A 21,377-nucleotide genomic window follows, 5' to 3' on the forward strand; every position below is an offset into this window, starting at 1 on the left:
ACCTCCCGTCTTTACTGCCCTTTCGGATACAGATAGAACGTACCGCTCGGCGTAACCGGCAGGTTTTGGCGGTAGAAGTCCATGTAGGTTTTATCGGGGTTCAGGTCTTTGAAGAGCTGCGGATACACGGCTTTGGCCATGAATTGGATGGAAGCGCCGTCTGAAAGCGTGCGCGAATTGGCGTGGTAGGCGCCGTACAGTCGGTTGTTTTTAACCGCAGGCAGGCTGCTCCAGCCGGGGCGTTTGGCAAAGGCGGCAAGGCGTTTTTCCGCATCGGCCTTGTTAATGCCCCAGCCCAATACAAACGCGTTCGGATTTTTCTTCACTTCGGTTTCGCGGCCGGTAATGACAATCACGTCAGGCTTGACCGCCAAAATCAGCTCGGGATTCACCGGCGCGTAATAATCCACCGCTTTGGCGGAAATATTGTCGCCGCCCACCAGCGTAATCATCGGCCCCCACATCGCTTTGCCAAAGGTGAAGCTGTGTTCCGCCGGCCCTTTGTTGCCGAATTCCACATACACTTTCGGCTTGGGCAGCTTGGCTTTTTTCACGCGGCTTTGGATGTTATCTACAATGCGCTTGTAATCGTTGGCGAGTTTCTCCGCTTTTTGCGGCTGACCGGTGAGCGTGCCGATGATGCGGGTGGACTGAATGTGTTTGGCCACCGTTTGCGCGTTGTAATCCAGCACCACAATCGGAATGCCCGCTTTGGTAATCCTGTCCAAATCCGAACCCAAGCCCTGATACTGCCAGTCGGCCAGAATCAGCAAATCAGGTTTGAGCGACAAAACTTTCTCAATCGAAAACGTACCCACTTCCACTTCGCCCACGTCGGCCAGCCGGTTCAATTTCGGCACAGCCTTGCTGAAAGCCGCCCAGCTCGGCGGCGCCCAATCCGACCATACCGCTTTGGAAAAACCGACCACATTATCAAGCGCATTTTTGCCGCCGATGGCCATGTAGTCCTGATAATAAAAACCCAATACCACGCGCTTGGCAGGCAGGTTGACGGTAACCTTGCGGCCTGCGGTATCGGTAATCTGAACCGGCTTGGCGTGGGCAGGAATCATACCGAAAGATAAGGCCGCAGCCACGGCAAGAGCAGGGAAACGGGTAAATTTCATTCTAAACACCTTTGAAAATTATTATCGTTTATATAATTTATATGAAAACAAATGATAACTCAAGTCAAAAAATGTCATAGAAAAACAGCATATTAGGCATCAATCGGCATCCGGTGGGATATTCAGGCAGGTTTGGCCGGCATTCCATCCGCCAAACAGCATACTGCCAAAAAATCGGGCGGGTATCCAACCCGCCCGGCAACCGTCTGTTTTGATTTTTATAGTCGTTCCAATTTAGTTTGATACATCGTTGCTGCGCCTTTCCATACTATGTGTACTGTCTGCGACCCGCCGTCTTATCAGAATTTAATTTCTCCGACTATATCCCCCGCCGTTTCTTCCGTTTGCAAAGCCAGGACCACACCGATGCTGCCGAAGCCGCCAATGCGGCTGCCATCACGGCAGCAATGCCCCATGCTGCCCAAACGCTAAAACCCGTCGGTTCTTCGGCAAAATCCGCAGGAACGGCGGACTGCCACGCCGTATCCGTACACACGCCTCCTTTTTGCGAAAAATCAGCCCGGACGATTTTCAGACGGCCTTTGTCTTTGCGCAGGCAGAATGTTTCTTCGCTCCAGATTTCCGCGTTATCGGTGGATTTGGAAGCAATGTGAAAATTCAAGCGGTACGGCTGTTCGGGCTGCAAAATATTGAGCGGAACGCAGGCGGCGGGGCGGTCGGCAAGGCGCGCGGTTTGGAAAACGGCGGCGGTCGGAGGTTCGGAAAAGGAAACGGATGAAAGCGTAGCGTTTGGATTATCGGCGGACATGCAGAAATCCGTGCCGTGTACAGCGAGACGGGTATCGGGATGCGGGCGCGGCGCAGGCGATACGGCGGCGGCTTGCAGCGGCAGCAGGAAAAACAATGGGAAAAGTAGTGTACGGGGCAGTTTCATGTTGGGTATTGTTGGTAAGGTTGAAACTTTTGTGGGGTTCGGAAAGGCCGTCTGAAAAACCATATTAGAAAAATATGGTGGGTTTACACCCACCCTGCGGCCTAAAACGGTTGGTTACTGAGCGTAGTCGAAGTACAGACGGCCTCTGCGGCCAAAATGCTATAATGCCCGCCCCTTTTTCTGTTTTCAAGCCTCATGAAACTCAATCCCCAGCAGCAGCAGGCCGTGAATTATCTGGGCGGGCCGCTTTTGGTTCTGGCCGGCGCGGGCAGCGGCAAAACCGGTGTGATTACCCAAAAAATCAAGCATTTGATTGTCAACGTCGGCTATCCCGCACATCAGGTGGCGGCGATTACGTTTACCAATAAAGCGGCCAAAGAGATGCAGGAACGCGTGGCGAAAATGCTGTCGAAAAAGCAGGCGCGCGGGCTGACGATTTGTACGTTTCACTCGCTGGGCATGCGGATTTTGCGCGAAGAGGCGAATGCGGTCCGGTATAAAAAGAATTTTTCGATTCTGGATTCGACCGACAGCGCGAAAATCATCGGCGAATTGATCGGCAGCAGCGGCAAAGAGGCGCTGTTTAAGGCGCAGCACCAAATTTCGCTGTGGAAAAACGATTTGAAAACGCCCGAAGACATTCTCGCTTCGGCCGCAAACGAGTGGGAACGGCAGCTCGCCAAAGTTTACGCGAGCTATCAGGCCACGCTGGAAAGCTATCAGGCGGTGGATTTCGACGACCTTATCCGTCTGCCTGCAATTTTGTTGCGCGAAAACAGCGAGATACGCCACAAATGGCAGAAAAAGCTGCGCTATCTTTTGGTGGACGAGTGCCAAGACACCAACACCTGCCAGTTTACCCTGATGAAGCTGCTCACGGGCGCGGAAGGCATGTTTACCGCCGTGGGCGACGACGATCAGTCGATTTACGCCTGGCGCGGCGCGAATATGGAAAACTTGCGCCAAATGCAGGAAGACTACCCGCAGATGCGCGTCATCAAGCTCGAGCAAAACTACCGCTCCACCGCGCGGATTTTGAAAATCGCCAACAAAGTGATTGAAAACAACCCGAAACTGTTTAAAAAAACCCTGTGGTCGCAGTTCGGCATAGGCGAAGTGGTCAAAGTCGTCGCCTGCCAAAACGAGCAGCACGAAGCCGAATGGGTCGTCAGCCAGATTGCCAAGCAGAAAGCCGTCGGCGGCGACAAAACCAAATACGCCGATTTCGCCGTACTCTACCGCGGCAACCACCAAGCGCGGCTGTTTGAAGAAGCCCTGCGCAGCGCGCGCATTCCCTACCAACTTTCAGGCGGCCAGAGCTTTTTCGACAAAGCCGAAATCAAAGACGTATTGTCCTACATCCGCCTGATCGCCAACCCCGACGACGACCCCGCCTTCCTGCGCGCCGTCACCACACCCAAACGCGGCATCGGCGAAGCCACGCTGGGCAAACTCAACAGCTACGCCCACGAACACGAATGCAGCCTCTATCAGACCGCCCAAACCGAAGCCGCCCTCGCCGCGCTCCCCGCCGCCGGCCGCGAACACCTCGCCGCGTTTATGGAAATGATGGAACGCTACCGCAGCCGCGCCGAAACCGACGATGCCGGCGGTTTGATCAACAACCTGCTCGAAGAAACCGCCTACGAAAACCACCTTCTCAACAGCGAAGAAGGCAAGGCCGGCGAAATCAAATGGCGCAACGTCGGCGACCTCACCTCATGGCTTGCACGCAAAGGCGGACAAGACGGTAAAAACATCCTCGAAATCGCCCAGACCATCGCCCTCATGACTCTGCTCGAAGGCAAAGACGAAGACGAAAACGACGCCGTCAAACTCTCCACCTTGCACGCCTCCAAAGGCTTGGAATACCCCTACGTCTTCCTCGTCGGCTGCGAAGAAGGCATCCTGCCGCACAGCGACAGCATCGAAGAAGCCAACGTCGAAGAAGAACGCCGCCTGATGTACGTCGGCATCACCCGCGCCAAACGCCAGCTCACCCTGACCCACTGCATCAAACGCAAAAAACAGGGCGTGTGGCAGTTTCCCGACCCCAGCCGCTTCATCGACGAAATGCCGCAGGAAGACATCAAAATCCTCGGCCGAAAAGACAGCGAGCCCATCGTCAGCAAAGAAGAAGGCCGCAGCAATCTGGCGAACTTGCGCAGTATGCTGGCGGCCAAAAAGGGGTAAGGCGGTTTTCAGACGGCATTGAGGAAAGCGGCGTGAGGCCGTCAGGCCGTCTGAAATTCAACTCTGATCAGCACAAGCCCTTCAGTTCCGCCCGCTAACCGGTTTAACCGTAGGGCAAGTGTAAATCCGCCGTGTTTTCTTCAGTAAAATTTTCAGACGGCCTTTCTATCTTTCAATAATCCTACTACAGCAAATCCAGCAAATCCGTCGGCGCGGCGATGCGCGCGTCTTGCAGCCAGCTTTCGGTGTCGTCTTCTGCGGCGATGTAGCCCCAGTCGGCCAACACGGCTTTCATGCCGGCGTTTTTGGCGGCGAGCATATCGCGTTCGGCGTCGCCCAGATAGATGCAGCGCTCGGGCGCGACGCCGATTTGTCCGCAGGCGTAAAACATGGGTTTGACGCCGGGCTTGGCTTCGCCGCAGGTGTCGCCGCTGACGACGACGTCGGGCGCGGCGGCAAAGCCGAGTTTGGGTACGAGTTGATCGGTGAACGCGGCGGGTTTGTTGGTGATGATGCCCCATTTGAGGCCGCGGCGGACGAGTTCGGCAATCAAGCCGTTCACGCCGTCAAACAAGACGGTTCGGTCGGCGTAACAGCGGCCGTATTCTTCCAGATATTCTTTGCGCCACGCGGCATGGTCGGGGTGGTCGGGGGTGATGCCGGCGCCGATTTTCAGCAGACCGTTGGCGCCGTGGCTGGCATAGGGGCGGATGTCGTCCATGCTTTTTTCGGGCAGGCCGCGGCGGCGCAATAAGGTATTGAGCGCGCCGCCGAGGTCGAGCGCAGTGTCGGCGAGGGTGCCGTCCAAATCGAATAATACGGCTTGTGTCATGGGAATTCCTTGGGGATTTGGGGTAGAGGCCGTCTGAAATGAGTTTTTCAGACGGCCTGCATTTTACCAGCTTTAATGATGGTGATGATGCCCGTGTCCGTGCGTTTCGGCGGGTGTCATGGTGCACAGCACGCTGTCGCCGTGCGGGTTGAGGCTGCTTTCGACTTGGACGGTGCAGTGGCTGATGTTGTGGTGGGCGAGCGCGTGTTCGATGCGGTACACGATCTGTTCGGCTTCGGCGACGGTTTTGCCGCCGTCCACGACGATGTGGCACGACATGGCGTGAACGTTGCTGGTAATCGTCCAGATGTGCAAATCGTGAACGGATTCCACGCCTTCGGTTTGGGCGATGACGCGCAGCAAATCGTCGGCGGAAATGTTTTCGGGCGCGCCTTCCATCAGGATGTGCAGGGTTTGGCGCAACAGTCCCCAGCCGCTGCGGCCGACCAACGCGGCGACCAAAACGCTGACGAGCGGATCCGCCCAGTTCCAGCCGAACGCCATCATTAAAAGCGCGGCAACAATCGCGCCGAGCGAGCCGAATAAATCGCTGATCACATGAAGATACGCGCCGCGCATGTTCACATTGTCTTCAGTGTCGCCGTTGCGCAGCATATAGACGGCGATAACGATGTTGACAATCAGGCCAACGGTACTGATGACCAGCATGCCTGTGGTGGCGATTTCGGGCTGGGTGATGAAGCGGTGGACGGCTTCGTAGAAAATCAGCACGGCGATGACGACCAGCGTCAGGCCGTTGAGCGCGGCGGTCAGAATCTCAAAGCGCTTGTAACCAAAGGTTTTTTTCAGCGTCACGGCTTTTTCGCCGAGCTTGAACGCCCAAAGCGCCATGCCCAGCGAAAACGCGTCGCTGAACATGTGCCCCGCGTCGGACAGCAGCGCCAGCGAATGGGTCAGCCAGCCGCCGACGGCCTCGACCAGCATAAAGCCCGCAATCACGGCAAAGGAAACGCCTAAAACTTTTTTGTTGGCGGTGTGGGAATGATGGTGGTGGTCATGGTCGTGGGACATGAGGGGGCTCCTTGTCAGGCCGTCTGAAAACGATGGCTGTGCCGAATCAAAATTCTTGCGCCGAGCGAAGCCGAAGCGCTCGCACTGAGCGAAGCCGAAGTGTCAGACAACCTTCCCCGCCTTCAAACTCTTCTCGAAATCTTCCAACATCTCCAGCTCGAAACGGCTGAAACCCGCCCGCTCCCGCGCTTCGATGTTCACATGACCGCGGAACACAAACAAATCGTAACGCGCCATCAGGCTGCGGAACAGCACAACCGGCTCCAGCCCGCGTTCGCGGCACAAATGCTGATACCAATGGTTGCCGATTTTCACATGACCGACCTCGTCGCGGTAGATGATGTCCAACACCGCACAGGTTTCCAAATCGCCGCGCTGCGCCACTTTGGCGCGGATGGCGGGGGTAACGTCCAAACCGCGCGCCTCCAACACGCGCGGCACCAAAGCCATGCGCAGCAGCGGGTCGTAAGCGGTTTTGTAGGCCATGTCCCACAAATGCGCGTGCGCCTCGAAGTCGCCGTAGTCGTAACCGAAACTGCGCAGCCGGTCGCGCATCAGGCGGAAATGGTACACCTCCTCCTCCGCCACCCGAATCCAGTCGCGCGCAAACTGCGGCGGCAGGCGGCGGAAACGGTAGGCCGCGTCCAGCGCCAAATTGACGGCGTTAAACTCGATATGGCAAATCGCGTGCAACATCGCCGCGTAGCCCTCGTTCGTATTCATCTTGCGCTGTGTCACTTCCGAGGGCGCGACCAAACGCGGGCGCGCGGGACGGCCGGCATAGCGGAAATCCAGCGGTGGAGCGGTTTCGGCAGCCAATTCCGCGTTTTGCACCGCAGCGGAAAGTTCGTCGGTCAGCGCGGCTTTTTCGTCGGGATCGGCAGCCAGCAGGGCGTGTTCGAGCAGGAGATAGGGGTTGTAAGACATGGTTTCGGGCATTTTGGAATTTTTTGTGATTATAACGCGCTCAGGCCGTCTGCGCGGGAATGACGGGTTTGGGCGTTTCAGACGGCATTCAGGCAGGTATTTTTTATTAACGCAAAGATCCTGGCTTTTTTGAGTTTTTCTGCAAAACCCATGCCGTCTGAAAAATAGAAAACCGGCCTTCCCTTCCCAGACCGGTTTTTCCCTTCATTGCGGAAATTAGAATTTGTATTGCGCGCCGATGCCCATGTTTTCCATTTGCCCGCGTTGTTGGTCGGGCGTCTGAAGTAGTGGTCGTAATCCGCGCGTACAGACAGGCTGTCGTTGACATCGTAAGTCGCACCCACGCCGGCAGTCGGACGGGTGTTGGCTTTGCCGCTCAACCAGTTGCTGTCGTTGTGTTTCACGCCCGCTACGCCTGCTTTGGCAAACACGCGCGCTTTGTCTGCGACTTTGGTGCCCGCAATCACGCGGCCGCCGAAGGTTTGGTTGCGCACTTTGTCGGTGCTGCCGGCTTCGGAAGTGAATTTGTGCATACGGCCGCTTTGGTAGAACACCTCGCCGCCCAGCCATTCGTTAAACTGAACGCCCGCGCCGACTTGGCTGGCAACCTGGGTGTCGCGGTTGTTTACCGAACCGCTGTTGGTTTTCAGGCCGTCGCGCGATGCGCCGACAGTGCCGAATACATAAGGACGCACGCCTGATTTGGGCGCGGCTTCAGGCGCAGGTGCCGGCTCGACGGGTACAGCGGCTACCGGCTCGGATTGCGGCGCAGGCGCGGCGGCTACCGGACGCGGAATATTGCCTGAGAACCAGTTGTCGCACTGTTTCATACTCACGCGTATAGGTTTGCCCGCGGCCTCAGTTTTCGGAGAAATCCTGCCCAAATCCGTGAAAAAGACTATCTTTACAACAAACCGCCCTTGTTAAAGATGTATCAACACCGTGATAAATGAGACAAAACGCGATCCATCTGCATTTAAATAAATGTGAAAGCCGAATGGAATAAATTTTCATAAAATCTTTAATTTTCAAAAATTTATATTTTAAATCCGGCGTTTACAAAAATTAAACGCCGCATCTTCGGCTTGTTCGCAGGCGATTTGCGCCTATACTTCGACCTGTCTCTCCCTCGAAAAAGGAAACCTACAACATGAAACAAAACACATTTTTCAAATTCACCGCCTCAGCCCTTTTAAGCGCAAGCATCGGCTTGGCACACGCCGGCGCAGTGGATTCGCTGAAAAAGTTCAACAACGATTCAGACGGCATCAGCGGCAGCTTCAGCCAAACCGTCAAAGGCAAAAAGAAAACCCAAACCACATCAGGCACATTCCAAATCCTGCGCCCGGGTCTGTTTAAATGGGAATACACCAAACCCTACAAACAAACCATCGTCGGCGACGGCAAAACCATCTGGCTCTACGACGTCGATTTGGCACAAGTAACCAAATCCGCGCAAAACCAAACCATCGGCGACAGCCCGGCGGCGATTCTGTCCAACAAATCCGCGCTCGACAGCAGCTACACGCTGAAAGAAGACGGCACGTCCAACGGCATCAGCTACGTTTTGGCTACACCTAAGAAAAACAACGCGGGCTACCAGTACATCCGTATCGGTTTCAAAGGCGACAATCTCGCCGCCATGCAGCTCAAAGACAGCTTCGGCAACGAAACCACCATCAGCTTCAGCGGTTTGAACACCAAACCCAACCTCTCTCGCAGCGTGTTTAAATTTACTCCGCCCAAAGGCGTGGATGTGGTCAGCCACTAACAACGCCGCCATTAGCGCAACAGGCCGTCTGAAATTTTTCAGACGGCCTGTTTCCTTATCGCCAAAACGCCAAACTACGCTTCTGCCAATTCCCCGCGCAGCGAGAAGGTATAGGCTTCGGTAATTTCCAGCTCGACCATTTGGTTGATCAAATCGGGCGTGCCGTAGAAATTCACCACGCGGTTGTTGGCGGTGCGGGCTTGGAGCTGGTCGGGGTCTTTTTTGGAGATGCCTTCGACCAGACAGCGCTGCACGGTGCCAATCATGGTTTGGTTGATGCGGGCGGTTTCGGCTTCGATGACTTCGTTGAGTGCTTCGAGACGGCGCACTTTTTCCGCGTGCGGCGTGTCGTCGGGCAGGTTGGCGGCGGGCGTGCCGGGGCGCGGGCTGTAGATGAAGACGAAACTGAGGTCGAAGGCGATGTCTTTTACCAGCTTTAAAGTCTGCTCGAACTCGCGTTCGGTTTCGCCGGGGAAGCCGACGATAAAGTCGCTGCTCAAACACAAATCGGGGCGGATGGAGCGTAATTTGCGGATGATGGATTTGTATTCCAAGGCAGTGTAGCCGCGTTTCATCGCGCTCAATACGCGGTCGGAGCCGCTTTGAATCGGCAGGTGCAGATGCGAAACCAGTTTCGGTAAATCGCGGTAGCATTCGATAATCGCGTCGGAAAATTCACGCGGATGGCTGGTGGTGAAACGTATCCGTTCGATGCCCGAAATTTCGTGGACGATGCGCAGCAGCGTGGCAAAGTCGCAGATTTCGCCGTCGTCCATTTCTCCGCGGTAGGCGTTGACGTTTTGGCCCAACAGGTTGATTTCTTTCACGCCCTGCTGCGCCAGATTGGCGATTTCGGTGAGCACGTCATTGAGCGGGCGGGAAAATTCCTCACCGCGGGTATAGGGCACGACGCAAAACGAACAATATTTGGAACAGCCTTCCATAATGGAAATAAACGCGCTGCCTCCTTCCACGCGCGCGGGCGGCAGATGGTCGAATTTTTCGATTTCGGGGAAGGAAATATCCACCTGCGAATGGCCGGTGGTTTCTTTGTCCACAATCATCTGCGGCAGGCGGTGCAGGGTTTGCGGGCCGAACACCACGTCCACATAAGGCGCGCGCTTGATAATCGCCTCGCCCTCTTGCGAGGCCACGCAGCCGGCCACGCCGATGATTAAACCGGGATTTTTTTCTTTGAGCGGACGCACGCGGCCGAGGTCGGAAAACACTTTTTCCTGCGCTTTTTCGCGCACGGAGCAGGTGTTGAACAAAATAATGTCGGCATTGTCAGGTTCGGTTACCTGCTCGATGCCGCCGTGCTCTTCCGACAAAACAGCCAGCATTTTTTCGCTGTCGTACTCGTTCATCTGACAGCCGAAGGTGCGGATAAATACTTTTTTCATGGTTTGTGCTTTCAGGTTGCCCGTAATTGCGGGGCTGATGGTTGGAAAAGACGGGGATTATAGTGGAAACGGGCGGAAAACGGAATGAATTCATGAAATTAGGAAAAACTCCTATTTGTTGGACGGCCTGCTGCCCGATAAAAAAACCGACAGCGTTCCAACTGTCGGTCAGGCCGTCTGAAGAAAAATCAGACGGCGTTCAAAACGGCTTTTCAAACGGCATCATTTCCCCTGCCGCTGCGCCGCCTGTGCGGCGAAGACTGCCGATTCTTCGTCGTGCAACACCCACACTTCGCGGATGACGCCCGCGGCATCGCGTTTGACCGCAATCGGGCGGCCGGTTTTGGTTTGTAGTTTGGCGGCGGAGGTGTAGCGGTCGTTTTCGTCTTTAATCCGCGCGAAACGCGAAATCTGGAATTTCTGCGCCTTGCCGTCCACCAGACCCAGCGTCAGGATTTTAATCCACGAAACCCCGCCGTTGCCCAATTCGAGATACGGCAGCTCGACTTTTTTCAGCACCGCGACGTTGATGTCGGCCGGCAAATCACGCTGCGCGGCAAGAGCGGGCAGCGACACGAGTAAAACGAGAAAAGTAAAGAATCCGCGTAACATGGTTTTGTGCTTTGTTTTGAGTTTGAAACGGGCGTAATTATAACACGCGGCCGTCTGAAAATGCTTTGTGCATCTGCGGTTTTGATGAGGAACGGACATTTGTGCCACACCGCCGTAGGTACGGTTAGCCGCCCGCAGGCAGCGTAACCGTACAAATCCGCGCAAACAGCACCGTGCAGATAACCCAAACCGACCGTACGTTTTTCAGACGGCACAGTTTGCAGGCATTTCAAAACGGCTTGGCGTACGGTTACGCCGCTTGTGGCGGCTAACCGTACCTACTCGGGCTTGAATGACGTCCGTGAAAATGCTAGCACTGAGCGTAGTCGAAGTGTCAGACGGCCATTCTGATTTTTGCAACGGTCTCAGGCCGTCTGAAAATCAATGTTAGAATAATGCTTTGTTTTTCAGACAGCCTTTGTCTGCCTAAACGTAAACAGGCCGTCTGAAAATTCCCCAATACCCTGCCCTATTCACAAATAAAGGATTCCCCATGAACCGCAACGAACAACTTTTCAACCGCGCCAAAGCCGTGATTCCCGGCGGCGTGAATTCCCCCGTGCGCGCATTCGGCAGCGTCGGCGGTGTGCCGCGTTTTATCAAAAAGGCCGAGGGCGCGTATGTTTGGGATGAGAACGGCCAACGCTATATCGACTACGTCGGCTCGTGGGGACCGGCGATTGTCGGCCATACGCATCCGGAAGTGGTCGAAGCCGTGCGTGAGGCGGCTTTGGGCGGTTTGTCGTTTGGCGCGCCGACTGAGGCGGAAATTGTGATTGCCGAGGAAATCGCCAAAATCGTGCCCAGCGTGGAAAGTCTGCGGCTGGTGAGCTCAGGAACGGAAGCGACGATGTCGGCCATCCGCTTGGCGCGCGGGTTTACGGGGCGCGATAAAATCGTCAAATTCGAGGGCTGTTACCACGGCCATTCCGACAGTCTGCTGGTTAAGGCGGGCAGCGGTTTGCTGACCTTCGGCAACCCGAGTTCTGCGGGCGTTCCCGCTGATTTCACCAAACACACGCTGGTTTTGGAATACAACAATGTGGCGCAGCTTGAAGAGACCTTTGCGCAAATCGGCGGCGAAATTGCCTGCGTGATTCTCGAGCCGTTTGCGGGCAATATGAACTTGGTCAAGCCGTCTGAAAACTTTGTCAAAGCCCTGCGCACGCTGACGGCGCAACACGGCGTGGTGCTGATTTACGACGAGGTGATGACGGGCTTCCGCGTGGCTTTGGGCGGAGCGCAGTCGCTGCACGGCATCACGCCGGATTTGACGACGATGGGTAAAGTCATCGGCGGCGGTATGCCGCTGGCGGCGTTCGGCGGGCGCAAAGACATTATGAACTGCATCTCCCCGCTCGGCGGCGTGTATCAGGCCGGAACACTGTCGGGCAACCCGCTCTCCGTTGCCGCCGGCCTGAAAACGCTGGAAATCATCCAACGCGACGGTTTCTATGAAAATCTGAGCGCGCAAACCGAGCGTTTGGTCAAAGGTTTTCAGACGGCCGCACAAAACGCGGGTGTGCGCTTTAATGCCGATTTCGTCGGCGGAATGTTCGGCCTGTATTTTTCAGACGGCCTGCCGCAAAGCTACGCGGATATGGCAAACAGCGATACCGATGCGTTCAAACGCTTCTTCCACGGCATGCTGGAGCGCGGCGTCGCCTTCGGCCCGTCGGCTTTCGAGGCCGCGTTTATGTCGGCGGCGCACACGCCGGAATTGGTGGACGAAACCGTCGCCGTGGCGGGGGAAGTGTTTGCGGGTATGGCGGGGTAAGGTAGAAGGTAGAAGGCCGAACCGCTTGTAAAAATTGAAAAGGCCGTCTGAAATTTCAGACGGCCCCTGTTTTATCAGAGCCTTACAGCGTTCCGTAAGAATGCAGCCCGCTCAAAAACATATTCACGCCGATGAAGGCGAAGGCGGTGACGAACAGCCCGATAACCGCCCACCAGGCCAAGACTTTGCCGCGCCAGCCGGCGACGAGGCGCAGGTGCAGCCAGACGGCATAGTTGAGCCAGACGATGAATGCCCAGGTTTCTTTCGGGTCCCAGCTCCAGTAGCGTCCCCATGCGTCGGCGGCCCAGAGTGCGCCGAGGATGGTGGCGATGGTGAAGAAGAGGAAGCCGACGGCGATGGCTTTGTACATGGCTTCTTCGATGGTTTGCGACGGCGGCAGCCAGGTTTTGCGGCCTTTGGTTTCGGCATTGACGGCGAGCAGTTCGGCCACGGCGAGCATGGCGGCGATGCAGAAGGCGCCGTAGCCGATGAAGTTGGCGGGAACGTGGATTTTCATCCACCACGACTGCAAGGCGGGAATCAGCGGCTGGATGGCGTGGGCGTCGCGGGAAACGCTGTACCACAAGACGAAGCAGACGACGACGGCCATGAAGGTATAGACGAAGCCGCCGAGTTTTTGGATTTTGAAACGGCCTTCGTAATAGGCGTACATCAGCGCGGTGATGACGAGAAACAGAATGAAGACTTCATACAGATTGGAAACGGGGATGTGCCCTGCGTCGGGGCGCAGCAGGTAGCTTTCGTGCCAGCGCACAAGCAGGCCAGTGAAGCCTGCGCCGGCAGAAATCCAGCCGAAGGCGGTGGCCATGCTGAGCAGGGTGTTGGTTTCGGTATTTTTCTTCACAGCCAGTACGGCGCCTGAAACATAAGTGCCCAAGGCAAAAAAGACGAAGGCGCACTGCCACATAATCGCCGACTGGCTGCTGAGGAGATATTTGAGCAGAAACAGGCCGTCTGAATTTTTGATGTTGCCGCTGTAAAGGCTGACGGCACCGTAACCCAACAGCAGGCAGAGCGGGGTAAAGATGCGCATGGGTTTGAAAAACCAGCCTAAAAATACGGCTGTGCCGGCGCTTGCCCATAAAATCACCAACTCGTAGATGTCCGTCTGATGACTGACGTAGGTTTGCGCAAACAGGGCGGAGGCGGCAATAACGAGCGCGAAAATCCAGTCAAACGGCGTGAGGCCGCGGATGAATGATTTGTGTGTGAGGAGCGCGTGTTGCGGCACGGCGGGATTATTTTTGTTCATGGTTCAAATCCTTCGCCAGCTGTTGCAGGCGTTCGGTGTGTTGCGGAAATTCTTTTTGCAGGTCGCGTTCGTTGCGGTTGGACGACATGGCGAAACGGATTTTGCCGTCTGAAAACAGCAGCCATGCGCGTTTTTCGCGGATGTAAAACATAAAGACCGTGCCCAATACCAACAGCAGCGAGCCGAGGTAAACCAGCGAGGCACCGGGCGAACGGGTCATTTGCAGGCCGGAAGAACGGACTTCGGTGTAGCCGTCGAGCTGAAGCAGCATGGGCGCGGGGTATTCGGTCAGGCCGGTGTAGGCATCCATGCTGTTGAGCAGGAAGCGGTTGCGCGCTTCGTCTTGCGGCCATTGCGGCAGTTTGTATTTTTTCAGAGTTTCGTCTAAAGAGGCGTTCATCACGCCAAACAGCATTTGGTAGAAATATCCCTGCATTTTTTCCTGCTGGTCTTTGGGAATGGTGGTGGTCACAAATTGATCCAACGCCAAATAACCGCCGCGCGCGAAGATGGACAAGGTGTTGGCAGCGGCAAGTTTGAACTGGTCGCGGATTTCGGCGGGCGCGCCCTGCGTGGCCTCTTCCACGGCTTTGTTGCGGGCGGCATCGTCGCGCAGAAATTCGCGCAAGGCCATAAAAGTGTCGATTTTGCCGGCTTTATCGACGGGAATGCGCAGCCAACGGTATTGCTGTTCCAAGCCCGTGCGCGTACCGGTAATGAAGAAATAATCCTCCTCCTGCTTTACGGGCAGCATGTAGTTTTTGTATTCGACCGCCTGCCCTGCGCTGTCACGGACGCGGTAGATGACCGATGGGCCGATGTTGGTAAAGCGTTTGCCCTCTTGGGTCACGGCGCGGACGTCGTTGATCGCCGCTGTGACGCCGCCCGATTTTTCAGACGGCCTACCCATGTCTTCGACGTTGAGCGCGGTAAATTTGTCGAACTCGAGTCTGTATTTGGTTTTGCCGATGTCGAGCGGAAACTCGCGCATGGAAGTTGCCCGCAGCGTCACGGGCGCGCGGCTCGGATCGGCCAGATTCCACGCTTTGAATTTCAAATCCGAACCGCCGTCGGCAAAGCTGGCTTGGTAAATCGTGATGCCGTGAAGCGTCAGCGGATGGTTGACGCGGATGGTCTGCACGGTTTTTTTGCCGGTTTCCTTGTCGGTTACTTCCAAATCGCTGGCAAAATCGCGCGGCATACCGGTGTTGTAAAAATCGATGTGAAACTTTTTCAGCTTCACTTCAAACGGCAGATCCTGCACCAGCATCCCTTTGTCGGCATTTAAAAACACCACGTCTGCGCTCTGCCCTTCGGTAATGTTGACGTTGCCGCGAAACGACAGATTGCCCGTACCCAAAACGCTTTCGGGTTTGAAATCTTTGGCAAAAACGGCGTTGTTGTCAGGTACGATGCGGCCGCTCAAAATACCGAGTTTCAACAGCAGATTGCTGTCGATCAAGCCGCCCAGACAAATTACAATCAGCGCGGCATGGGCGCAGATGTAGCCCCATTTGTTCATCGCGCCTTTTTTCGCCGCAACCAAAACCGAGCCGTCTTCGCGTTTGACGGTTTTGGCTGAAAAACCTTGCACCTCCAAATAACGCTGCGCCACTTCGGGAGAAACCGCGCCGTCTAAAACAACGGAGTAGCGCATCGCCGCCAGCGATTTCTCTTTGGCGTGTTCCCGATACGAACGCGCCTCATGCAAAAACGGCGGCACGTTGCGGATCAGGCAAAGCCCGGTGGAAAGCACCAGAAAAACCATAATGGCGACAAACCAGCCCGAAGCGTAAACGTCAAACAAGCCCAAAAAGCCGTAAATCTGCGTCCAAAACGGGCCGAACTTCACCAAATAATCCGCCTGCGGCCGGTTTTGCTGCAACACGGTGCCGATAATCGAGGCCACGCCCAGCAGGCTCAACAAGGAAACGGCAAAGCGCATGGAGCTGAGAAAAGCAAACCACGGGCGGCGGATAAACGGAACGGATTTTTCGGACTGGTTCATAACGGATTCAAACGGTTTTCAGACGGCATTCAAAAAAAAGCGGCGTCTATGATGAAACAAAACGTTGTGCCGGGCAATTTGTATTTGTATAGTGAATGAAAATAAAAAATCTACTTCGTTGTCTGCGGCTGAACTCAAAGAGGACGATTCACTAAGGCGCTGAAGCGCCAAGTTCATCTGTCCCGTACTACCCGTACTGCCTGCGCCTCGCCGCCTTGCATCTTTCTTATTTTATTTCACCATAACTTATGGCAAACAGTGCAAAAGGCCGCCTGAAAACTTCGGCCGCTTTGGCAAACGGAGTTTTCAGACGGCCTGTCGGCGTCTGCTGAAACACAAAGTTAACGCAGACCCTGAATGAAGTTGGCAACGGCGTTGACTTCGTCGTCAGACATACGTTTGGCAATATCGATCATGATATTGTTTTTACGCTGGCCGGCCTTATAGGCTTTCATCTGGGCAACGATGTAGTCTTTGTGTTGGCCACCCAAACGCGGATAGCTGACGATCTCGGTACCGCCCGCAGGCATACCGGCACCCGCCGGGCCGTGGCACGACATACAGGCGGGGATTTTCTGCTCGGCCAAACCGCCGCGGTAGATTTTCGCGCCCAATTCGACATTGTCTTTAGGATTGGCTTCGCCGGATTTTGGCTGCTGCTTGGCGTAATAAGCGGCCACGTTGCGGATGTCTTGCTCACTCAGCGCAGCAACCATCGGTTTCATCACGCCGGACGAACCGCTGGTGCGTTTGCCGTCTTTAATGTCTAAAGTCTGTTTGTAGATGTAGGCAGGATGCTGCGCAGACAGTTTCGGATACATGGCAATGCCGCTGTTGCCGTCGGCCGCGTGGCAGGATGCGCAAACAGTCGTCGCAACCTGTCTGCCTTTTTCGGGGTCGGCTTTCGGTGCCGTTGCCGCCGATACTGCGCCCGCTGCCAAGACTAAAGCCAATAAAGTCAGTCGTTTCATGGAGTGCTCCTGATTACAGCATTGCTTACTGCGCCAATGCCCTTTTTATACTCAAAAACCGGGCGGAATTTGACCCGGTTAAAACCGATGGTTCTGTAAACGTGATATTCTATACTAAGTTTACATCGAATTACTACTACAAATTACTGCTATGAACCTCTTTCAAAACGCAAAATTCTTTACTACGGTCAACCATTTGAAAGATTTGCCGGACACGCCCGCCGAAATCGCATTTGTCGGGCGCAGTAACGCGGGCAAATCGAGCGCCATCAATACGCTGACCAATCATGTGCGGCTGGCCTATGTTTCCAAAACCCCGGGGCGCACGCAGCACATCAATTTTTTCGAACTCGCCGGCAGCGGTTTTATGGTCGATCTTCCCGGTTACGGCTACGCGCAAGTACCCGAAGCCATCCGCACGCATTGGGTCAAACTCTTGGGCGACTACCTGCAGCAACGCCGCCAGCTGATCGGTTTGGTGTTGATTATGGATGCCCGCCATCCGCTCAAAGCGCAGGATATTCAGATGCTGGACTTTTTCCACCTGACCGGGCGACCGGTGCATATCCTGCTCTCAAAAGCCGACAAACTTTCCAAAAACGACCAAATCAAAACTTTGGGCGCGGTTAAAAAAGCCTTGAAACCTTATATGGAACGCCAAACCATCAGCGTCCAGCTTTTTTCCAGCCTGAAAAAACAAGGGATTGACGAGGTAAACGAAGTGGTCGGTTCCTGGTTCCAGACCTATCGGCAGCCGGATACAGAAACCGGGGCGGAACCGGCAGCGTTATCTTAACGCCTCTCCCCAAAACCTGTATTGACCGACCACAAATCTTACTCTGCAAAAAGGCCGTCTGAAAACCACGCAGTGATACGGGTTTTCAGACGGCCTTTTCAAACGGCTTTAAAACAGAGAATCAAGCTGCCGACTGTTACCGCCTTTCGATTCTTCTCCACCGTCATTGGCAGGCAGCGGTTCGAGCGGCTGTTCGCCGTCCAGATTGCGGCGTGGAGCGTTTCCGTTTCCACCGGCCGTGCTCGGACGGCGCGCAGGTGCCGAAGAGGCCGGCGCATTTCCGCTGTTGTCGATGGAAAGATCCGAGCTGGTGGCCTGCCGCTCTTTCAGATAATACTCCCCACCTTTGTTCACAACCCCCTCGGGCGCTTTCATTCCTTTAACCGGCGTACCTTTCAGAGCGAAACGCATGTACTCCACCCATACAGGCACGGCAATCGTACCGCCGAAAGCGGCGCGACCCATGCTTTTCGGCTGGTCATAACCGACATAAACGGCAGTTACCACACTCGGATTAAAGCCGACAAACCAAGCATCCTTGCTGTCGTTGGTCGTACCGGTCTTACCGGCAATATCCGAACGGCCGATTGAGTTTGCGCCTTTCGCCGTACCCACCCGTACAACGTCCTGCATGATTTTATACATGATGTAGGCGTTGCGCGGATCAATCGCCTGAGGCGCATTCTCACCTGCAACCAACGGCTGCATTTGGGCTTTCAGACGGTTTTCCCTGTCGTAAATCTTATCGATGACATAAGCCGACACTTTATAGCCGCCGTTGGCAAACACGCTGTAACCCTCGGCAATGCGCAAAGGCGTAGTCTCGCCTGTACCCAGCGCCATCGACAGGCTGGCAGGAATTTCAGACGGCTTAAATCCGAAACGCTGGATATACTGCTGGGCATAGCCGACGCCGATCGACATCAGGATACGGATCGACACCATGTTTTTGGAAGCAGTCAGCGCTTGGCGCAGCGTGATATAACCCGAATAACGGCCGTCTGAATTTTTCGGTTCCCAAGTTGTACGGTTCGGCCCTTTACCCGGCAGAGACAACGGCGCATCGTTGATTTGAGTCGATGCCGTCATGCCTTTGGCAATCGCAGCCGAATACACAAACGGCTTGAATGTCGAACCGGGTTGGCGCATGGCTTGGGTTGCGCGGTTAAACGTCTTACTGTGGTAGTCATAACCGCCGACCAGCGCGCGCACAGCACCCGTTCTCGCATCCAACGAGACTAGCGCCCCTTGGAGCAGAGGCTCCTGAACTACAGACCAGCTGTTTCCGCTGCCTCTCACCCGGATAATCGAACCGCGGCGGATACGTTCGTCACCCATTTTTTTGTTTTCCACCGCACGCGCGGCAAAACCCAGAGAACGGCTGCCCAATGTGACCTTGCGTCCGCTCGGCAACTGGATTTCCACGCTTTTTTTGGAAGTATCCAGCACAACAGCCGGCACCATACCGTCCACCGTATATAGAGTGGACAAATGCTGGCTGACCGTTTCCTCTACGTTGTCGGATTTACTTAAATCAATATAATTCTCTGCGCCGCGATAACCGCTGCCGCGGTCGAAATTGCGCAATACCCTTCTTAAAGCAGCCGTTGCAACACGCTGGTTTTCTGTATCAACAGTTGTGTAAACCTTAAAGCCCTGCGTATAGGCATCTTCACCGTACTTTTCGTACATCTCCTGACGCACCATTTCGGCCACATACAAAGCATTCTGGTCGATTTTCTGAACGAAACGTTCGTAATGCAGCTCTTCGGCCAAAGCCTGATCGCGCTGCTGCGCGGTAATCATTTTCTCTTCGACCATGTTGTTCAGAATATAAGCCTGCCGCTGCTTGGCGCGCTCCGGATTCACAATCGGATTGTAAGCCGACGGCGCTTTCGGCAAACCGGCCAGCATCGTTGCTTCTGCCAGCGTCAGGTCTTTGACGTCTTTATTGAAGTAAATCCGCGATGCAGAAGAGAAACCGTAAGCGCGCTGCCCCAGATAAATCTGGTTGAAATAAAGCTCCAAAATCTGGTCTTTACTCAACGACTGCTCGATTTTATAGGCCAGAAGCGCCTCGTTGAATTTGCGTGTAAACGTACGTTCGTTGCTGAGATAGAAGTTTTTCGCCACCTGCTGCGTAATCGTACTGGCGCCGGATTCCACTCCACCGGCAATCAGGTTACCGACAATGGCGCGCGCCACACCGAACACATCCACACCCCAGTGGTCGTAGAAGCGTTTGTCTTCCGCAGCAATCACTGCATTTTTCAATATTTTCGGAAAATCGTTAATTTTCGTGAAATCACGACGTTCCTCACCGTACAAACCGATGATCTTGCCGTCTGAAGAATATACCGTCAGTGGCATTTTCGGTTGGTAGTGTTGCAAACTGTCCAATGCCGGCAGCTTAGGGTAAGTGACTAAAATTGCGATTGCAATCAGGCCGATACCGAAAAGTGCCAACCCCAACATCAAACCAATACAGGTTGTAATAATTTTTTTAATCATGACTAATTAATATTTTGCCATCATGGGCATTAAATAAAGTAAAATAGACGACGGTTTCTACTAAGACACAGTTACCACTGTTCAAAGAAAGCAAGTTTCTCACAAAAATTGCAAAGTTACTCACTCCTATACAGTACAGGGAAGTCATATGATACGCTTACGAAAAAGCTCAAAAAATACAACAAGTAAAGCCCCGGGCGGTTTAAACAACCGTACTGCTGTCGGCATCGATATCAGCCAAAACGCCGTTACGATGGTGCAGCTGACAGGTCGTAGTTTAACCCAAATCCAGTTGGAAAAATACGTTGTGACCAAACTGCCTAAAAATATCGTTCAGGGCAGCAAAATTCAAGACTACGACCAGCTCGTATCTTATCTGCAACACACCTACACCCAACTGCGCAGCTCCTGCAAAAACTTCGTCGCAGCCATGCCGCAAAATCTGGCGACTTTGGAACACTTCGTTTACAACCAGCGCGAAACCGAATTGGATCTCGACGATTTTGCCGAATCCGAAATTGCCCAAATCGGCCCGGTCGAAGAAATGAATTACGACTATCAGACGATCGGCGCATCCGTTGCCTCTGCCGGACAGCAGATTCTCGCCGTAGCCGCGAAAAAAGACGATGTCGAACCGCGTATCGAGCTGTTTGAAAGCGCCGGACTCCCCCTCTCTGCAATGGATTTGGACTTGCTGGCCCAGCGAAACGCCTACATTTTCTGGATCAACCAACACGCTCCCGAGCTTGCTAATGAAAAAGTAGCCGTATTCGGTATTTATGCAACACAAATGTATGCATTGGTGATGCAAAACGGCCACATCCTCTACAAACAGGAAATGCCCGTCAGCACCGAGCAGCTCAACCAGCTGATTCAACGCACCTACCAAGTGCCCGAAGAAAAAGCCGCGCAAATGATGGTTTCTTCGACCAAGCCGGCAGATTACCAAACACAAGTCGCCGGCCGCTTCAACGTACAGGTAGCGCAGGAAGTCCAACGCGTTTTGCAGTTTTACTACACTACACAATCTACCGACAGTTTCGCCAACATCAAACATATCCTGTTTACAGGCGAAGCTTCCCAGCAGCCGGGTTTGGCAGAAAGCATCTTCTCGCAAACCAATACGCCGACCCAATGCGTGCATCCGGCGGCTTATGCGGAAAGAGGCAGCAAAGTAGATTTACCACAATTACAAATTGATGCGCCATCGCTCACGCTGGCATTCGGATTAGCATTAAGGGGACTTTAA

Annotated in this window: 17 protein-coding genes; 5 read left to right on the plus strand and 12 right to left on the minus strand. The window is 54.4% G+C overall.

From position 1 onward, the window contains the following. Positions 1–11: 11 nt before the first annotated feature. Together BG910_RS02865 and BG910_RS02870 are read right to left on the minus strand one after the other, a co-directional pair. On the minus strand, positions 12–1,127 hold the full coding sequence (locus tag BG910_RS02865; protein ID WP_089035541.1) for an ABC transporter substrate-binding protein: 1,116 nt from the start codon (positions 1,125–1,127) through the stop codon (positions 12–14). 319 nt (positions 1,128–1,446) lie between these two features. Beyond that, entirely contained in the window at positions 1,447–2,022 is a 576-nt protein-coding gene (locus BG910_RS02870; RefSeq protein ID WP_089035542.1) for a hypothetical protein, read from the minus strand. Positions 2,023–2,217: 195 nt separating this feature from the next. On the opposite strand from BG910_RS02870, the gene rep reads away from it, so the two are divergent. Further along, on the plus strand, positions 2,218–4,215 hold the full coding sequence (gene rep / locus BG910_RS02875; protein WP_089035543.1) for a DNA helicase Rep: 1,998 nt from the start codon (positions 2,218–2,220) through the stop codon (positions 4,213–4,215). Positions 4,216–4,399: 184 nt separating this feature from the next. Here rep and BG910_RS02880 read toward each other — a convergent pair whose 3' ends face one another. The 4 genes from BG910_RS02880 to BG910_RS02895 all read right to left on the minus strand — a co-directional run bounded on the left by BG910_RS02880 (position 4,400) and on the right by BG910_RS02895 (position 7,836). Further along, positions 4,400–5,047, minus strand: coding sequence for an HAD family hydrolase (locus BG910_RS02880; protein WP_089035544.1), 648 nt, complete (start codon positions 5,045–5,047; stop codon positions 4,400–4,402). Between the two features lie 72 nt (positions 5,048–5,119). After that, on the minus strand, positions 5,120–6,079 hold the full coding sequence (locus BG910_RS02885) for a cation diffusion facilitator family transporter (protein ID WP_089035545.1): 960 nt from the start codon (positions 6,077–6,079) through the stop codon (positions 5,120–5,122). 102 nt (positions 6,080–6,181) lie between these two features. Beyond that, positions 6,182–7,018, minus strand: coding sequence for a ferritin-like domain-containing protein (locus BG910_RS02890; protein ID WP_408633777.1), 837 nt, complete (start codon positions 7,016–7,018; stop codon positions 6,182–6,184). Between the two features lie 65 nt (positions 7,019–7,083). After that, positions 7,084–7,836 carry an outer membrane beta-barrel protein gene (locus BG910_RS02895; RefSeq protein ID WP_089035546.1) on the minus strand — a complete coding sequence of 251 codons (753 nt, stop codon included), beginning with the start codon at positions 7,834–7,836 and terminating at the stop codon, positions 7,084–7,086. A gap of 320 nt (positions 7,837–8,156) precedes the next feature. On the opposite strand from BG910_RS02895, the gene lolA reads away from it, so the two are divergent. Continuing rightward, complete coding sequence (gene lolA / locus BG910_RS02900) at positions 8,157–8,777, plus strand: outer membrane lipoprotein chaperone LolA (RefSeq protein ID WP_089035547.1); 621 nt, start codon at positions 8,157–8,159, stop codon at positions 8,775–8,777. Positions 8,778–8,851: 74 nt separating this feature from the next. Here lolA and miaB read toward each other — a convergent pair whose 3' ends face one another. Then, complete coding sequence (miaB, locus tag BG910_RS02905) at positions 8,852–10,180, minus strand: tRNA (N6-isopentenyl adenosine(37)-C2)-methylthiotransferase MiaB (protein ID WP_089035548.1); 1,329 nt, start codon at positions 10,178–10,180, stop codon at positions 8,852–8,854. Positions 10,181–10,402: 222 nt separating this feature from the next. Continuing rightward, positions 10,403–10,792: a hypothetical protein gene (locus tag BG910_RS02910; protein ID WP_089035549.1), complete on the minus strand. Its 390-nt coding sequence runs from the start codon at positions 10,790–10,792 to the stop codon at positions 10,403–10,405. Positions 10,793–11,285: 493 nt separating this feature from the next. On the opposite strand from BG910_RS02910, the gene hemL reads away from it, so the two are divergent. Next, positions 11,286–12,569 carry a glutamate-1-semialdehyde 2,1-aminomutase gene (gene hemL, locus BG910_RS02915; protein WP_089035550.1) on the plus strand — a complete coding sequence of 428 codons (1,284 nt, stop codon included), beginning with the start codon at positions 11,286–11,288 and terminating at the stop codon, positions 12,567–12,569. A gap of 82 nt (positions 12,570–12,651) precedes the next feature. Here hemL and ccsB read toward each other — a convergent pair whose 3' ends face one another. From ccsB to BG910_RS02930, 3 genes are all read right to left on the minus strand, one after another. Then, positions 12,652–13,842, minus strand: coding sequence for a c-type cytochrome biogenesis protein CcsB (gene ccsB / locus BG910_RS02920; RefSeq protein ID WP_089035551.1), 1,191 nt, complete (start codon positions 13,840–13,842; stop codon positions 12,652–12,654). Beyond that, positions 13,829–15,787: a cytochrome c biogenesis protein ResB gene (locus BG910_RS02925; RefSeq protein ID WP_232462257.1), complete on the minus strand. Its 1,959-nt coding sequence runs from the start codon at positions 15,785–15,787 to the stop codon at positions 13,829–13,831. The genes ccsB and BG910_RS02925 overlap by 14 nt, the downstream gene beginning before the upstream one ends. A 404-nt stretch (positions 15,788–16,191) precedes the next feature. Continuing rightward, positions 16,192–16,821, minus strand: a complete 630-nt coding sequence (locus tag BG910_RS02930) for a c-type cytochrome (RefSeq protein WP_089035553.1) — start codon at positions 16,819–16,821, stop codon at positions 16,192–16,194. Between the two features lie 151 nt (positions 16,822–16,972). On the opposite strand from BG910_RS02930, the gene yihA reads away from it, so the two are divergent. Next, positions 16,973–17,617, plus strand: a complete 645-nt coding sequence (gene yihA, locus BG910_RS02935) for a ribosome biogenesis GTP-binding protein YihA/YsxC (protein WP_089035554.1) — start codon at positions 16,973–16,975, stop codon at positions 17,615–17,617. A gap of 108 nt (positions 17,618–17,725) precedes the next feature. Here yihA and BG910_RS02940 read toward each other — a convergent pair whose 3' ends face one another. Beyond that, positions 17,726–20,128 (minus strand): penicillin-binding protein 1A, encoded by a 2,403-nt coding sequence (locus tag BG910_RS02940; protein ID WP_089035555.1) that lies wholly within the window; start codon positions 20,126–20,128, stop codon positions 17,726–17,728. A 151-nt stretch (positions 20,129–20,279) separates the two neighbouring features. Between BG910_RS02940 and pilM the strand changes: the two genes are divergently transcribed. Beyond that, entirely contained in the window at positions 20,280–21,377 is a 1,098-nt protein-coding gene (pilM, locus tag BG910_RS02945; protein WP_199720928.1) for a type IV pilus assembly protein PilM, read from the plus strand.

The organism is Neisseria chenwenguii, assembly GCF_002216145.1.
Lineage (GTDB): Bacteria > Pseudomonadota > Gammaproteobacteria > Burkholderiales > Neisseriaceae > Neisseria > Neisseria chenwenguii.

Coding starts and splice junctions, on each gene's coding strand:
- BG910_RS02865 (WP_089035541.1), bottom strand. CDS start 1,127: ATGAAATTTACCCGTTTCCCTGCTCTTGCCGTGGCTGCGGCCTTATCT.
- BG910_RS02870 (WP_089035542.1), bottom strand. CDS start 2,022: ATGAAACTGCCCCGTACACTACTTTTCCCATTGTTTTTCCTGCTGCCG.
- rep (WP_089035543.1), top strand. CDS start 2,218: ATGAAACTCAATCCCCAGCAGCAGCAGGCCGTGAATTATCTGGGCGGG.
- BG910_RS02880 (WP_089035544.1), bottom strand. CDS start 5,047: ATGACACAAGCCGTATTATTCGATTTGGACGGCACCCTCGCCGACACT.
- BG910_RS02885 (WP_089035545.1), bottom strand. CDS start 6,079: ATGTCCCACGACCATGACCACCACCATCATTCCCACACCGCCAACAAA.
- BG910_RS02890 (WP_408633777.1), bottom strand. CDS start 7,018: ATGCCCGAAACCATGTCTTACAACCCCTATCTCCTGCTCGAACACGCC.
- BG910_RS02895 (WP_089035546.1), bottom strand. CDS start 7,836: ATGAAACAGTGCGACAACTGGTTCTCAGGCAATATTCCGCGTCCGGTA.
- lolA (WP_089035547.1), top strand. CDS start 8,157: ATGAAACAAAACACATTTTTCAAATTCACCGCCTCAGCCCTTTTAAGC.
- miaB (WP_089035548.1), bottom strand. CDS start 10,180: ATGAAAAAAGTATTTATCCGCACCTTCGGCTGTCAGATGAACGAGTAC.
- BG910_RS02910 (WP_089035549.1), bottom strand. CDS start 10,792: ATGTTACGCGGATTCTTTACTTTTCTCGTTTTACTCGTGTCGCTGCCC.
- hemL (WP_089035550.1), top strand. CDS start 11,286: ATGAACCGCAACGAACAACTTTTCAACCGCGCCAAAGCCGTGATTCCC.
- ccsB (WP_089035551.1), bottom strand. CDS start 13,842: ATGAACAAAAATAATCCCGCCGTGCCGCAACACGCGCTCCTCACACAC.
- BG910_RS02925 (WP_232462257.1), bottom strand. CDS start 15,787: ATGCGCTTTGCCGTTTCCTTGTTGAGCCTGCTGGGCGTGGCCTCGATT.
- BG910_RS02930 (WP_089035553.1), bottom strand. CDS start 16,821: ATGAAACGACTGACTTTATTGGCTTTAGTCTTGGCAGCGGGCGCAGTA.
- yihA (WP_089035554.1), top strand. CDS start 16,973: ATGAACCTCTTTCAAAACGCAAAATTCTTTACTACGGTCAACCATTTG.
- BG910_RS02940 (WP_089035555.1), bottom strand. CDS start 20,128: ATGATTAAAAAAATTATTACAACCTGTATTGGTTTGATGTTGGGGTTG.